Here is a 14,337-nt window from a genome sequence, read left to right as displayed (position 1 = left end):
AATGCAGACCAAGCTGGACGAAGCCAAGGCCGAGTTGCTCGAGAGGGCCGCCCGGGTAGCTGAGAACAGCCCGGTCGGGGGGCACCTACCGACCGGGTCGACGGGCGAGGAGACCCCGGACGCCCACAAGGCCCCGGACCGCGAGACCCTCCACACGTTCCTCCAGCGCTACTACCTGCACACGGCCCCGGAGGACCTCACCGACCGCGACCCGGTCGACGTCTTCGGAGCTGCCGTATCGCACTACCGGCTGGCCGAGAACCGCCCCCAGGGCACGGCCAACGTGCGGGTGCACACCCCCACCGTGGAAGAGAACGGGTGGACCTGCAGCCACTCGGTCGTCGAGGTCGTCACCGACGACATGCCCTTCCTCGTGGACTCCGTCACCAACGAGCTGACGCGGCAGGGGCGTGGGATCCACGTCGTCATCCACCCGCAGTTCGTCGTGCGGCGCGATGTCACCGGCAAGCTCATCGAGGTCCTGTCGACCCCGGCGACCGGAGCCCTTCCGCACGACGCGCACGTCGAGTCCTGGATCCACGTCGAGATCGACCGCGAGACCGACCGGGCCGATCTGAAGCAGATCACCGCCGACCTGCTGCGCGTGCTGTCCGACGCCCGTGAGGCCGTCGAGGACTGGGGCAAGATGCGGGAAGCGGCGATCCGGCTGGCGGAGGGGCTGCCGGACGAGCCCATCCCCAGTGACCTGCCCGGACCGCAGGTCGAGGAGGCTCGCGAGCTGCTGCGCTGGCTGTCCGACGACCACTTCACCTTCCTCGGCTACCGCGAGTACCAGCTGCGCGACGACGACTCGCTGGCCGCCGTGCCCGGCACCGGGCTCGGCATACTGCGCGCGGACCCGCACCACGCGGCCGAGGAGAGCCACCCGGTCAGCCCCTCCTTCGAGCGGCTGCCCGCCGACGCCCGGGCCAAGGCGCGCGAGCACAAGCTGCTCGTGCTGACCAAGGCCAACAGCCGGGCGACCGTGCACCGCCCGTCGTACCTGGACTACATCGGGGTCAAGAAGTTCGACGCCGACGGCAACGTCATCGGCGAGCGGCGCTTCCTCGGGCTGTTCTCCTCCGCCGCCTACACCGAATCCGTGCGCCGCGTCCCGGTCATCCGGCGCAAGGTCGAGGAAGTCCTCCAGCAGGCCGGGTTCTCGCCCAACAGCCACGACGGGCGCGACCTGCTGCAGATCCTGGAGACGTACCCGCGCGACGAACTGTTCCAGACCCCGGTCGACGAGCTGCGGTCGATCGTCACCTCCGTCCTCTACCTCCAGGAGCGCAGGCGCCTCAGGCTCTACCTGCGCCAGGACGAGTACGGGCGCTACTACTCCGCCCTCGTCTACCTCCCGCGCGACCGCTACACCACCGCCGTCCGCCTGCGGATCATCGAGATCCTGAAGGAGGAGCTCGGCGGCATCAGCGTCGACTTCACCGCCTGGAACACCGAGTCGATCCTGTCCCGGCTGCACTTCGTGGTCCGGGTCCCGCAAGGCACCGAGCTGCCGGAGCTGTCCGACTCCGACAAGGAGCGCATCGAGGCCCGGCTGGTGGAGGCCGCCCGCTCCTGGGAGGACGCCTTCGCCGACGCGCTCAACGCCGAGCTCGGCGAGGAGCACGCGGCCGAGGCGCTGCGCCGCTACGCGCACGCCTTCCCCGAGGGCTACAAGGCCGACCACAACCCGCGTGCCGCGGTCGCCGACCTCGTCCACCTCGAACAGCTGAACGCCGAGGCGGACAAGGACTTCTCGCTCAGCCTGTACGAGCCGGTCGGCGCCGCCCCCGAGGAGCGCCGCTTCAAGATCTACCGCACCGGCGACGCCATCTCCCTCTCCGCCGTCCTGCCGGTCCTCAACCGGCTCGGCGTCGAGGTCGTCGACGAGCGGCCCTACGAGCTGCGCTGCTCGGACCGCAGCGTGGCCTGGATCTACGACTTCGGTCTGCGCATGCCCCGCGCGAACGGCGGCGGGGACTACTTCGGCGACGACGCCCGCGAGCGCTTCCAGGACGCCTTCGCCGCCACGTGGACCGGCAAGGCGGAGAACGACGGGTTCAACGCCCTCGTGCTGAGCGCCGGGCTGACCTGGCGCCAGGCGATGGTGCTGCGGGCGTACGCGAAGTACCTGCGCCAGGCGGCGTCGACGTTCAGCCAGGACTACATGGAGGACACCCTCCGCAACAACGTCCACACCACGCGCCTGCTCGTCTCCCTGTTCGAGGCGCGGATGTCCCCCGACCGGCAGCGCGCGGGACACGAGATCGTGGACGCGCTGCTGGAAGAGGTCGACGCGGCCCTCGACCAGGTGGCGTCGCTCGACGAGGACCGGATCCTCAGGTCCTTCCTCACCGTCATCAAGGCGACGCTGCGCACCAACTTCTTCCAGGAGGCGGCGGGCGGCAAGCCGCACGACTACGTCTCCATGAAGTTCGACCCGCAGGCCATCCCCGACCTGCCGGCGCCGCGCCCGGCGTTCGAGATCTGGGTGTACTCGCCGCGGGTCGAGGGCGTGCACCTGCGCTTCGGCAAGGTCGCGCGCGGTGGTCTGCGCTGGTCCGACCGGCGTGAGGACTTCCGCACCGAGATCCTCGGCCTGGTCAAGGCACAGATGGTGAAGAACACCGTCATCGTGCCGGTCGGCGCCAAGGGCGGCTTCGTCGCCAAGCAGCTGCCCGACCCGTCCGTGGACCGGGACGCGTGGATGGCCGAGGGCATCGCCAGCTACAAGACGTTCATCTCGGCGTTGCTCGACATCACCGACAACATGGTCGCGGGCGATGTCGTGCCCCCGGCCGACGTCGTCCGGCACGACGAGGACGACACCTACCTCGTCGTCGCCGCCGACAAGGGCACCGCCACCTTCTCCGACATCGCCAACGGGGTCGCCGAGAACTACAACTTCTGGCTCGGAGACGCCTTCGCCTCCGGCGGCTCCGCCGGCTACGACCACAAGGGCATGGGCATCACCGCCCGCGGCGCCTGGGAGTCCGTCAAGCGGCACTTCCGGGAGCTGGGCGTGGACACCCAGACCGAGGACTTCACGGTCGTCGGCATCGGCGACATGTCCGGTGACGTGTTCGGCAACGGCATGCTGCTCTCCGAGCACATCCGCCTGGTCGCGGCCTTCGACCACCGGCACATCTTCATCGACCCGACCCCGGACGCCGCCGCCTCCTACGCCGAGCGCCGCCGCCTGTTCGAGCTGCCCCGCTCCAGCTGGGAGGACTACAACACCGGGCTGCTGTCGGCCGGCGGCGGGATCTTCCCGCGCACGGCCAAGGCGATCCCGGTCAACGCCCACATCCGCGAGGCCCTCGGCATCGAGGCCAAGGTCACCAAGCTGACCCCGGCCGACCTGATGAAGGCGATCCTCCACGCGCCGGTGGACCTGCTGTGGAACGGCGGCATCGGCACCTACGTCAAGTCCTCCGCCGAGTCCAACGCGGACGTCGGCGACAAGGCCAACGACGCCATCCGCGTCGACGGCAAGGACCTGCGCGTCAAGGTCGTCGGCGAGGGCGGCAACCTCGGCCTGACCCAGCTCGGCCGGATCGAGTTCGCGCTGCAGGGCGGCCGGATCAACACCGACGCCATCGACAACAGCGCGGGCGTGGACACCTCCGACCACGAGGTGAACATCAAGATCCTGCTCAACGGCCTGGTGCGGGACGGCGACATGACCGTCAAGCAGCGCAACAAGCTGCTCGCCGAGATGACCGACGAGGTCGGCCGCCTGGTGCTGCGCAACAACTACGCGCAGAACACGGCGATCGCCAACGCCCTCGCCCAGTCCAGCGCCATGCTCCACGCCCAGCAGCGCTTCATGAAGCACCTGGTCAGGGAGGGGCACCTGGACCGGGCGCTGGAGTTCCTGCCCACCGACCGGCAGATCCGCGAGCGGCTCGCCCAGGGCCAGGGCCTGACCGGCCCGGAGACGGCCGTGCTGCTGGCGTACACGAAGATCACGGTCGCCGAGGAACTGCTGCACACCTCGCTGCCGGACGACCCGTACCTGAGCACCCTGCTGCACGCGTACTTCCCCAAGGAGCTGCGCGAGCAGTACCCCGATCACCTCGTCTGCCACCCGCTGCGCCGGGAGATCACCACGACCGTGCTGGTCAACGACACGGTGAACACGGGCGGTACGACGTACCTGCACCGGCTGCGCGAGGAGACCGGCGCGTCGCTGGAGGAGATCGTGCGGGCGCAGACCGCGGCCCGGGCGATCTTCCGGCAGTCCCCGGTGTGGGACGGGGTCGAGGCGCTCGACAACAAGGTCGAGGCCGAGGTCCAGACCCGCATCCGGCTGCACGCACGCCGCCTGGTGGAGCGCGGCACGCGCTGGCTGCTCAACAACCGGCCGCAGCCGCTGGAGCTCGCCGGGACGGTCGACTTCTTCGCCGACCGGGTCGAACAGGTCTGGGGTCAGCTGCCGAAGCTGCTGCGCGGCGCCGACCTGGAGTGGTACCAGAAGATCCACGACGAGCTGACGGGCGCGGGCGTTCCGGAGGACCTCGCCACCCGGGTGGCGGGCTTCTCCTCGGCCTTCCCGACGCTCGACATCGTCTCGATCGCCGACCGCATGGGCCGGGAGCCGCTGGACGTCGCCGAGGTCTACTACGACCTCGCCGACCGGCTGCGCATCACCCAGCTCATGGACCGCATCATCGAGCTGCCCCGCGCCGACCGCTGGCAGTCCATGGCCCGCGCGGCGATCCGCGAGGACCTGTACGCGGCGCACGCGGCGCTGACCGCGGACGTCCTGGCGGTGGGCGACGGCACATCCACTCCGGAGCAGCGGTACAAGGCGTGGGAGCAGAAGAACGCGGCGATCCTCGGCCGGGCCCGCAGCACGCTGGAGGAGATCCAGAGCTCCGACGCGTTCGACCTCGCCAACCTGTCGGTGGCGATGCGCACGATGAGGACGCTGCTGCGGACGCACTCGTAGGGCGTACGGCGTGAGGGGCGCCCCGGGCCGCTTCCGGCCCGGGGCGCCCCTTCTTGGCGTGCTTTAGGGCGATTCGACTGGAGGACTTACCCGATCCGGCTAAGGCTGGGGACGTGACTCTCGATGTCTCCGAGGAACGCCTGGCCGCCCCCGCCCGCCCGGCCCGGCACGTCGTCCTCGAAGTGATGCACTTCGCGCTGGTCGGCGGCAGCGGCGTCGCGGTGAACTTCCTGGTGTTCAACGCGCTCCTGCACGGGCTGCGCCTGCCCGCCATGGTGGCCACCGTGCCGGCCAGCCTGATCGCCATGGGCGGCAACTACCTCGGTTTCCGGTACGTCACCTACCGCGACCGGGCCTCCCGGACCCGGCGTCAGATCACGCTGTTCTTCGTCCTCAGCACCATCGGCGTCGCCATGGAGAGCGGGCTGTTCTACGTCGGCTACCACGACCTGGGCCTGAACGGGCCGCTGGAATCCAACGCGGTCAAGGCGCTGTCCATCGTGCTGGCCTCCGCCTTCCGCTTCCTCGTCTACCGGACCTGGGTGTTCCCGCACGATGCGCGCCACGCCTAGACCGGCCGTCCTCGCCCCGTGGGCCACCGCCTCGGTGGTCGTCCTGCTGCTCCTCCTGGTCATCGTCCGCCTGCCCTGGGCCGGGGATCTCGGGATGCACGCCGCGACCGTCCAGCGCCTGCGGCACGACCTCGTCGACCCGGGCGATCCGCTGGTCGACGCGGACGCGCCGAGCCCGTACTACTCGCCCTGGACGCTGGTCCTCGGGTGCGTGGCGCGGGTGACCGGCCTGTCCGTCTTCGTGGTGCTGCGACTCGGGGCGCTGACCGGACTCGCGCTGCTGGTGACGGGGGTGTGGCGCTACGTACGCACCCTCACCGGCCATCGCGCCGCGCCCGCGCTGGCCCTGCTGAGCCTGCTGTTGCTGTGGGGGACAGCGGTGTTCAAGTGGAGCGGCTTCTACGGGCTCGGCTCGCTGGCGCTGACGGTGCCGTATCCGAGCCTGTTCGCGCTCGCGCTGGCGTTTCACCTCTGGGCGTGGCTCGGGCGAGTGGCGCGCGAGGGTGCCGGATGGGGGGTGTGGCTCGGACTCGGGGTGCTGTGGGCGGTGATTCTGCTGTGCCACCAGTTCTCGGGAGTGGTGGCTTCGCTGGGGGCGGCGGCGACGGTGGTCGCCGCCCGTCCGGACCGTGCGACGTGGCTTCGGCTCGGCGGCGGGCTGGCGGTGGGGCTCGGAGTGCTGGCGCTGTGGCCGTACTACGACTTCTTCGCGCTGTTCGGGGCGGGCGGCGGGCTCGAGTCGGTGCACCGGCCGCTGTACGACGACCTGGTGGGGCGGTACTGGCTGGTACTCCTCGGCGTGGTGGCCCTCGGGGTGCGGTGGTGGCGGGACCGGTGGGATCCGCTGGTGCTGTTCTTCCTGCTGGGGGCCGTGCTGGTGACGGCCGGTGGGGTGAGCGGGCACTGGTCGTGGGGGCGGGCCCTGCCGGCGGTGCTGATCCCGGCGCAGGTCGCGGTCGCCGTGGAGGTGTGCGAGGCGGGGCGGCGGGGGCTGCGGGTGGGGTGGGCCTGCGTCCTGGGCGCCGCGCTGGCTCTGGGGGCGTGGACGCAGGCGGGGACGGTCGGGTACGTGGTGAAGCCGGGGGATCTTCCGCAGGCCGTCGCGCAGAAGTACCGGCGGCCGTGGACGGGGTACCAGTGGATGACGCCGTGGGTGAAGTACGGGGACGTGGTGATGGCGCGGGAGGGGCGGCCGGCGCGGCAGGTCCCGGCGTACGGGGCGTACACGGTGGCGCCCGGGTATCCCGACTTCTTCCTGCCGGACGAAGAGCGGCGGGTGGGGGCCGTACGGAGGTATTTCGCGCAGGGGACGCCGGAGGAGGAGCGGGCGGGAATCCTGCGGGAGTACGGGGTGCGGTGGGTGATCGCGGGGGTCGGCATGCGGGGTGCCGGGTTGCGGGAGGTGGCGCGGGGGCCGGAGGGGCAGGTGCTGTACGCGGTGGAGCGCTGGCGGGGGGCTGCGGGTGGGGCGGGGCTGGGGGCCCGCAGCCCCGCAATCGCTTACTCCGCAGGTGAGCCGGGAGTCCGTCACCTTTCCCTCGGCTAGCCTCACCGCATGCCTCTCACCGTTGACCAGTTGGCCGGGTACGTGGACCGGGGTCTGGACGCCGACCTGGCGCGCTGGTTCCCCGACGAGCCGCGGGCCGACGTCCCGGCGACGGCCCGTCCGGTCCAACCGTTCCTCGCCAGGCTTCCGCGCGACGCCGCGACCGCGTTGGCCGGCTTCGACCGCAGGGTCCGCTCGGGAACCATGCCCGCGGGGTCTCTCGACATCTACGACTGGTCGTACGGGTTCGACTTCGCGGCCAACGACTGCCGCATCCTCGACTCCGACCATGAGACGGAGCTGTCCGATGACGACGTGTGGTCCCTCGGCGCCGACGGAGGGGGCAACTACTACGTCGTGCTGACCGATGGCCGGGTCGCGGTTTGGTTCCACGAGGAGGAGGTCATAGAGGCCCGGACGCAGTTCGACAACCTCGACGTCTTCCTGTGGTCGGTCATCCGGTACCACGCCGTGCGCGCCGGTGCCCTCGGCCTGGCAGCGGTCGAGACCGACTTCCGCGCCCTCGGGCAGCCCGGCGTGCTGGCGGAAGGGACCGGGCTGCTCGCCTCACTCTCGTCTCGGTGACCATGGCCGCGAGGGAGGGGCGCTACTTCAACGCGCTCGCCACCAGCCGCACCGCCCGTTTCACCCGCGGGCGGGCCAGTCTGCGGACCGTCGGGCGGATCAGGGTCGCCGTGATGCCCACCGGCTCCCAGCGGACCTGGAGGCGGCCCGGGTTGTGGCCCTCCGGTTCCACCGTGAGGTGGTGGGAGGGGACACGGGTCGTCAGGGTCGGGAAGGTCAGGGGGGCCAGCAGCGGGCCCGTGTGGGACAGGCCCTGGTGCTGGAGGCGGAGCATCGGGTGGCGGATTCCCGCGAAGCCCTGAAGGGGGAGCGGGGCCGCCGCGAGGTCCAGGTGGGCGTGGCCCTCGAAGAGGCCGGGGCGGACGGGGGAGAGGCGGAAGGGGACGTGGAGGCGGCGTCCGCCCGGAGCGATGAGGAGGGTCGCGCGCTGGGGGCCGACGGGGAGGCGCAGGGCCGGGTCGTAGGTGCGGATCGTGAGGTCGATCGACGCGCCCGGGCCCCGGGTGATCTCCTTGATCTCGTGACGGAACTGGGCGCTGGGGAAGGGCCGCGTCTCCAGTTCCAGGTCCGAGACGCTCAGTTCGCGGCGTGACCACGCCGACTCGGGGACCCGGTCCCCCCAGTAGGTGCGGCCTGCCGCGTCGGCGGTGACGCTCCTCGGGCCCACGGCGTGGCCCAGGCCCCGGGCGGCCAGCCGTGCCTCCGGAAGACGGCGGTCGCGGATCAGCTGGATGACGACGCGTTCGGCGCGCGGGAGGCGTGCGAAGGCGCCCGGCGCGAGCGTGTCGAGGTAGGGCGTGACGAGGTCCGCGAAGGACGTCAGCCAGGCGTCGTCCCGGTAGGGCAGGTCGCCGGTGTACATCCGCAGGTCGTGCTTGAGGAACTTGTGGTCCTTGTCCTCGCGCAGCGACTCGTGCCCGCTCTCGGACAGGAACGCGTCGATGAGGTGCTGGACGTGGATCCGGTCCCGGACGTTGGCGAGCTTGTGCCGCTGGTTCGATATCGAGGCCGTCCCGGAGGCCGCGTAGGGCGCCACGTACCAGCGGTAGACCGGTTCCGGGACGATCGTGAAGCGCTTGGCCAGGCAGTACGCCTGTGCTGAGAACAGCTGGTCCTCGTAGTGGATGCCCTCGGGGAAGCGCAGGTCGTGCCGGTCGAGGAAGGCGCGGGCGTACATCTTGCCGGTGGACAGGTGCTCGAAGAGCAGGCGCGGGTCGGCCTCGATGCCGTCGAGTGTGCGGCGCTCGGCGACCAGGTGGGGCATCCACGTCGAGCGGCGGCCGTTGTCCACCCGGATCCGCTGCACCGCCCCCATCGCGAAGTCGATCTCGCGTTCGCGGTGCGCGGCGAGCAGCAGTTCGACGGCGTTGCAGGGGAGTTCGTCGTCGCTGTCGAGGAACATCAGGAACGGCGCACGCGCGATCCGCAGGGCGCGGTTGCGCGGGGCGCTGCAGCCGCCGCTGTTGCGTTCCAGGCGGAGGTGCCGGACCCGGGGGTCCTGGGCGGCCAGCCGCTGTGCCACCGCCGGGGTCGCGTCCGTGGAGTGGTCGTCGCTGATGATGATCTCGAGGTTCGCGTGGGTCTGGCGGCGCACCGATTCGACCGCGCGGGTGAGGCGTTCGGCGTCGTTGTAGACGATGACCGTCACGGTGACGTCGGGGGTGCTCATGCGGTCGCCTCCCGCGGGGTCGGGGCGGGGGTGCGCTCCTCGATCGGCAGCACGGGAGGCAGGTCCCGCTCGTCCTGGCCGAGGAAGACGCGGCGGACGACGCGTTCGGCGGCGCGGCCGTCGTCGTACTCGCAGAACCGGCGCCGGAAGGCGGCCCGGGTCTTCGCCGCGTTCTCGTCGCGCCAGGCCTCCGTGGTGAGGATCTCCGTCAGCTCCCGCTGGGTGCGGGAGACGGGCCCCGGGGCCTGGTCCATCAGGTCGAAGTAGACGCCTCGGGTGGTGCGGTACGTCTCCCAGTCGTCGGCGTGGATCACGATCGGCCGGTCGAGGTTGGCGTAGTCGAACATGATCGAGGAGTAGTCCGTGACCAGGACGTCCGCCGCCAGGCACAGTTCCTCGACGGGGTCGTAGGAGGAGACGTCGACGATCCGGCCGGTGCGGCGCAGGTTGGTGAGCGGGGAGGCGGCACCGCCGTAGAAGTAGTGGCCGCGCACCAGCAGGACCGTGTCCTCGCCCAGGCGGTCGGTGAGGGCGGCGAGGTCCAGGCGCGGGGTCCAGCCGGCCTCGTAGTCGCGGTGGGTCGGCGCGTACAGGACGGCACGGCGGCCCGGGGCGATGCCGAGGCGGTCGCGGACCGCGCGAATGTCGTCGGCGCCGGCCGTGTAGTAGACGTCGTTGCGCGGATAGCCGTGGTCCAGGGAGACGTAGCGCGACGGGTACGCCCGCTCCCACATCCGGGTGGTGTGGCTGTTGGCCGAGACGCTGAAGTCCCACTTGTCGATGCGCTCCAGCAGTGCCTGGAAGTCCAGGCCCTGCGCGGCGGCCGGGAACGCCATCTGGTCGAGGCCCATGCGCTTCAGGGGTGTGCCGTGGTGGGTCTGGACGTGGATCGCGTCGGGGCGTTTGACCACCGCGTTGGGGAAGTTGACGTTGTTGACGAGGTACTTGGCGGTCGCCAGCACCTCCCAGTAGCGGCGGCTGCCGGGCACCACGTGGTCGGTGCCGGGCGGCAGGAGGGCCGCGTTCTCCTCGGTGACCACCCACACCGCGTGGATCTGCGGGGCGAGTTCGGCGAGCTTGGCGGCGATGGCGGCGGGGTTGCAGGCGACGCCGCGGTTCCAGTAGGCCGCGAACACCGCGAGATGCGGGTTGACGGGACGGCCGAGCGCCCTGCGGTACTGGTGGTCGCGGAGCTTGGCACCGGCCTGGCGCTTCCGGGTCCGTAGGACCGATCTGGCATTGCGGCGGGCGCGGTTGACGGTCTGGAAGGCCCGGTACTTCGCGTAGGCGCCCTCCTCCAGCAGGGAGCGGCGGACGCCTTCGAGCCCGGCCGGGCGGCGGTGTCCCTCGGGGCGGCGGCGCAGGGCGGCCAGGGACGCGCGGTGGAAGAACTCGCGCGCGACCTCCTCGGGCATTCCGCCGCGCGCGAAGGTGCGCAGGCAGTCCCGGACCATCAGGTCGTAGAGCACGGTGTGCGCGGCGCGCCGGTCGCGGGTGAGGTCGAGGAGGGACTCGTAGCGCTCGACGAGGCGGTACCGCTGCTCGGGCGGGACCGGGGGCAGGCTCGCGGGCCGCAGCCTGCGGTCCTCGTAGGCGACGTGCGGCAGGCAGGCGACGCGCCCGGCGAGCAGCAGGGCGGCCAGGGCGGAGTAGGGCTCGTCGTCGGTGCTGAGCCGCGACGCGTGCGCCCGCCAGAACTCCGCGCGCAGGACGCGGGTGCCGAGCAGCGGGGTGAGTCGCAGCAGGGGCGCGCAGTCGTCGAGGGCGACCTCGGCGCGGCCCGCCCGGGCGAGGAGCGGGCCGTCGGGGGAGGGCATGCCGGAGGTGTGCCAGGTGCTGCGGACATGGTCGAACAGGAGGACGTCGACCTCGCCGGGGAGCTCGGCCACCCGCTCCGCGATCGTGCGGGGGGCGCCGGCGGGCAGGCCGTCCTTGGCGTGGACGAAGTGCAGCCAGCGGCCTGAGGCCCGGGCCGCGCCCGCCGCACGGGCCGCCGCGTCACCGGTGCCGTCCGGCAGCGGCACTACGTCGACCGCGCCGTCCGGGGTGTGCCGCTCGGCCGTCTCGCGGGCCCAGTCGCCGACCGCCGCCACGATCACCTCGGCGTCCGGCAGGGGGTGGGCGGCGAGGGAGTCGAGGAGTTCCGTCAGATGGTCCTGAACGTTCGGCCCGTGGACGATCACACTGAGCTCGGTCATCCCGGGGACCCCCTCTCACAGCTGCACCGTATGCGGTCATGCTGCCATCAATGAGACAAAAGGGCCGATCGGGTGGGCCTCACGAGGGAACGGCGGCCTTCGGCTTGGCTTTCGGCGCCTTGTCCCCGGTGAACGCCTCGTACTCCTTGAGGACGTCCTCCGTCGGCCCGTCCATGCGCAGCTCACCTCGCTCCAGCCACAGCACCCGGTCGCAGGTGTCGCGGATGGACTTGTTGTTGTGGCTGACCAGGAACACCGTGCCCGCGTGCTTGCGCAGCTCGCGGATGCGCTCCTCCGAGCGCTTCTGGAAGGAGCGGTCGCCGGTGGCCAGCGCCTCGTCGATCAGCAGGACGTCGTGGTCCTTGGCGGCGGCGATGGAGAACCGCAGCCGGGCGGCCATACCGGAGGAGTACGTCCGCATGGGCAGCGTGATGAAGTCGCCCTTCTCGTTGATGCCCGAGAAGTCGACGATCTCCTGGTAGCGGTCCCTGATCTGCTCGCGGGACATGCCCATGGCCAGGCCGCCGAGGTGCACGTTGCGCTCGCCCGTGAGGTCGTTCATCAGGGCGGCGTTGACGCCGAGCAGGGAGGGCTGGCCGTCGGTGTGGATGGCGCCGTTCTCCACGGGCAGCAGACCCGCGACGGCCTTCAGCAGGGTCGACTTGCCGGAGCCGTTGGTGCCGATCAGGCCGATCGCCTCGCCGCGGTAGGCGACGAAGGACACGTTCTTCACGGCGTGCACCCGGCGCACGCCCGACGCCTTCTCGGTCTGTTTGCGGCGCACGATGCGGTTGAGGGCGGCGGTCGCGGAGCCGCGTCCGGCGCCGGTGCCGTTGACGCGGTAGACGATGTCGACGCCGTCGGCGACGACGGTGGGGATCTTCTCGTTCGGGTGCTCAGCCACGGCCGTAGGTCTCCTCAGCCTTCCAGAAGTAGATGAAGCCGCCGACGCCGGCGAGCAGCGCCCAGCCGACCGCGATCGCCCACACGTGGGCGGGGAGCTGGCTCGCGTGGAAGCTGTCGATCAGGGCGAAGCGCATCAGGTCGATGTACACGGCCGCCGGGTTGGTCGCCAGCGCGATCTTCACCACGTGGGGCAGGCTGTCCTTCTGCGCCAGCTTGTCGATGCTCCACATGACGCCCGAGACGTACATCCAGGTGCGCAGGACGAACGGCATCAGCTGGGCGATGTCGGGCGTCTTGGCGCCCATCCGGGCCATGACCATCGAAACGCCCGCGTTGAACGTGAACTGCAGGAACAGGGCCGGCAGTGCCAGCAGCCAGGAGGCGGAGACCGGCACGCCGAAGCAGAGCAGGATGACGACCAGCGCGCCCATCGAGAACAGCAGCTGCTGGAGCTGCTGGAGGCAGAAGGAGATCGGCAGCGCGGCGCGCGGGAAGTGCAGGGCGCGCACCAGGCCGAGGTTGCCGGAGATCGCGCGGGTGCCCGCCATGATCGAGCTCTGCGTGAACGTCCAGATGAACACGCCCGTGACCAGGAACGGGATGTAGTCCGGCACGCCGTGCTTGGTGCCGAGCAGCACGCCGAAGATGAAGTAGTACACCGCCGCGTTCAGCAACGGGGTCATCACCTGCCAGACCTGGCCGAGCTTCGCCTGGCTGTACTGCGCGGTGAGCTTGGCGGTGGCGAACGCGGTGATGAAGTGGCGGCGGGCCCACAGCTGCCGGACGTACTCGGGCAGGGAGGGCCGCGCGCCGCTGACCGTGAGGCCGTGGCGGGCGGCGAGGGCCGCGAGGTCGTGGTCGGCCGGGGCCGGGGGCTGGGGCGGTGTGTGGAGGACCGTACTCACATCCGCTGCTTTCACTCGGAGGAGGGCGTGGGGGCTGGGGCCTGGGGTCCGTGAGGTCCGGAGGGGTGCATTTTTTGCCGGGCTCTTCACGAACTCTTACGTCGGGACGGGACCGTATCGTCGTAACGGGAGCGTACGTCGGACGAACGTCGGAACGCAACCGTTTCGTCGTGACGCCCTATGCTGTCGGCATGACGACGAACCCCGACGAGCCCCAGCAGCCACCGCGTCGCCGGGCCCCCGCGGGGGCGGCCGTCCTGCGGGAGGACGTGACGGAAGCGATCCGGGCGGCCGTCTTCGAGGAACTCGCGGCCGTCGGCTACGCGCGGATGTCCATCGAGGGGATCGCACGCCGGGCAGGGGTCGGGAAGACGGCGGTGTACCGCCGCTGGCGCTCCAAGCTGCACCTGGTCCTCGACATCGTGTCGGCGCTCGCCGTACAGGGCCTGCCCGTGCCGGACACCGGCTCCCTGGAGGGCGACCTGCGGCTGCTGTACGAGGTGACGTCCCGTGCCCTGCGCCACCCCGTCGCCTCGCAGGTCATCCCCGACCTCCAGGCGGAGGCGGCCCGCAACCCGGAGATCGCCGAGGCCCTGCAGAAGGCCCTGCGGGAGGGCCAGGACGGCGTCGCCACCGGCATCGTGACGGCGGCGGAACGCCGCGGCGAGCTGCGCGAGGGCATCGACCACGACCTCGCCCTCGACCTGATCTCCGGCCCCCTCTACTGGCGCTCGGTGGTGATCCGCAGCCCGAAGCTCCCGAAGGGATACCTGGGCGCCCTCGCCCGGGCCACGTCGCAGGGCCTGAAGGCGCTGTAGGACGGGTCTGCCAGGGGGCCCTTCGAGTGAACCCCGGCAGGTGCGCCGGGGCTCACTCACGGTCCGGGTGGGCCGGCCGCGTCGCATGCATGGCCTGGGTGGGTCGGCCGCGCCGGACTCGCGGTCCGCGTGGGTCGGCCGCGCCGGACTCACGGTGCGGGCGGATTGGCCGCGCCGCGCTCAG

At 71.3% G+C, this 14,337-nt stretch carries 9 protein-coding genes; 5 read left to right on the top strand and 4 right to left on the bottom strand.

All coding sequences use genetic code 11. The features are described from left to right. Position 1: 1 nt before the first annotated feature. The 4 genes from AB0F04_RS07130 (at position 2) to AB0F04_RS07115 (ending at position 7,657) form a co-directional block, all read left to right on the top strand. The gene (locus AB0F04_RS07130) at positions 2-4,954 is read left to right on the top strand and encodes an NAD-glutamate dehydrogenase (protein WP_362038597.1); all 4,953 of its coding nucleotides are present in this window, start codon (positions 2-4) and stop codon (positions 4,952-4,954) included. Positions 4,955-5,067: 113 nt separating this feature from the next. Then, the gene (locus AB0F04_RS07125) at positions 5,068-5,526 is read left to right on the top strand and encodes a GtrA family protein (protein ID WP_362038595.1); all 459 of its coding nucleotides are present in this window, start codon (positions 5,068-5,070) and stop codon (positions 5,524-5,526) included. Then, complete coding sequence (locus tag AB0F04_RS07120) at positions 5,510-7,072, top strand: hypothetical protein (protein WP_362038593.1); 1,563 nt, start codon at positions 5,510-5,512, stop codon at positions 7,070-7,072. Before AB0F04_RS07125 ends, AB0F04_RS07120 begins: the two co-directional genes overlap by 17 nt. 9 nt (positions 7,073-7,081) lie before the next feature. After that, the gene (locus tag AB0F04_RS07115; RefSeq protein ID WP_362038591.1) at positions 7,082-7,657 is read left to right on the top strand and encodes a hypothetical protein; all 576 of its coding nucleotides are present in this window, start codon (positions 7,082-7,084) and stop codon (positions 7,655-7,657) included. A 22-nt stretch (positions 7,658-7,679) separates the two neighbouring features. Here the strand turns inward: AB0F04_RS07115 and AB0F04_RS07110 are convergent, their stop codons facing one another. The 4 genes from AB0F04_RS07110 to AB0F04_RS07095 form a co-directional block, all read right to left on the bottom strand. After that, the gene (locus AB0F04_RS07110; RefSeq protein ID WP_362038589.1) at positions 7,680-9,326 is read right to left on the bottom strand and encodes a glycosyltransferase family 2 protein; all 1,647 of its coding nucleotides are present in this window, start codon (positions 9,324-9,326) and stop codon (positions 7,680-7,682) included. After that, the gene (locus tag AB0F04_RS07105) at positions 9,323-11,524 is read right to left on the bottom strand and encodes a CDP-glycerol glycerophosphotransferase family protein (RefSeq protein ID WP_362038587.1); all 2,202 of its coding nucleotides are present in this window, start codon (positions 11,522-11,524) and stop codon (positions 9,323-9,325) included. The genes AB0F04_RS07110 and AB0F04_RS07105 overlap by 4 nt, the downstream gene beginning before the upstream one ends. 79 nt (positions 11,525-11,603) lie before the next feature. Next, positions 11,604-12,428 carry an ABC transporter ATP-binding protein gene (locus tag AB0F04_RS07100; protein ID WP_362038585.1) on the bottom strand — a complete coding sequence of 275 codons (825 nt, stop codon included), beginning with the start codon at positions 12,426-12,428 and terminating at the stop codon, positions 11,604-11,606. Next, positions 12,421-13,335, bottom strand: a complete 915-nt coding sequence (locus tag AB0F04_RS07095; protein WP_362038583.1) for an ABC transporter permease — start codon at positions 13,333-13,335, stop codon at positions 12,421-12,423. The genes AB0F04_RS07100 and AB0F04_RS07095 overlap by 8 nt, the downstream gene beginning before the upstream one ends. Before the next feature lie 191 nt (positions 13,336-13,526). On the opposite strand from AB0F04_RS07095, the gene AB0F04_RS07090 reads away from it, so the two are divergent. Further along, positions 13,527-14,153, top strand: coding sequence for a TetR/AcrR family transcriptional regulator (locus AB0F04_RS07090; RefSeq protein WP_362038581.1), 627 nt, complete (start codon positions 13,527-13,529; stop codon positions 14,151-14,153). Positions 14,154-14,337: the final 184 nt, after the last annotated feature.

The organism is Streptomyces sp. NPDC029041, assembly GCF_040637515.1.
Classification (GTDB): domain Bacteria; phylum Actinomycetota; class Actinomycetes; order Streptomycetales; family Streptomycetaceae; genus Streptomyces.
Note: the sequence above shows the minus strand (reverse complement) of the source record. Positions and strands in the feature narration are given on the sequence as shown.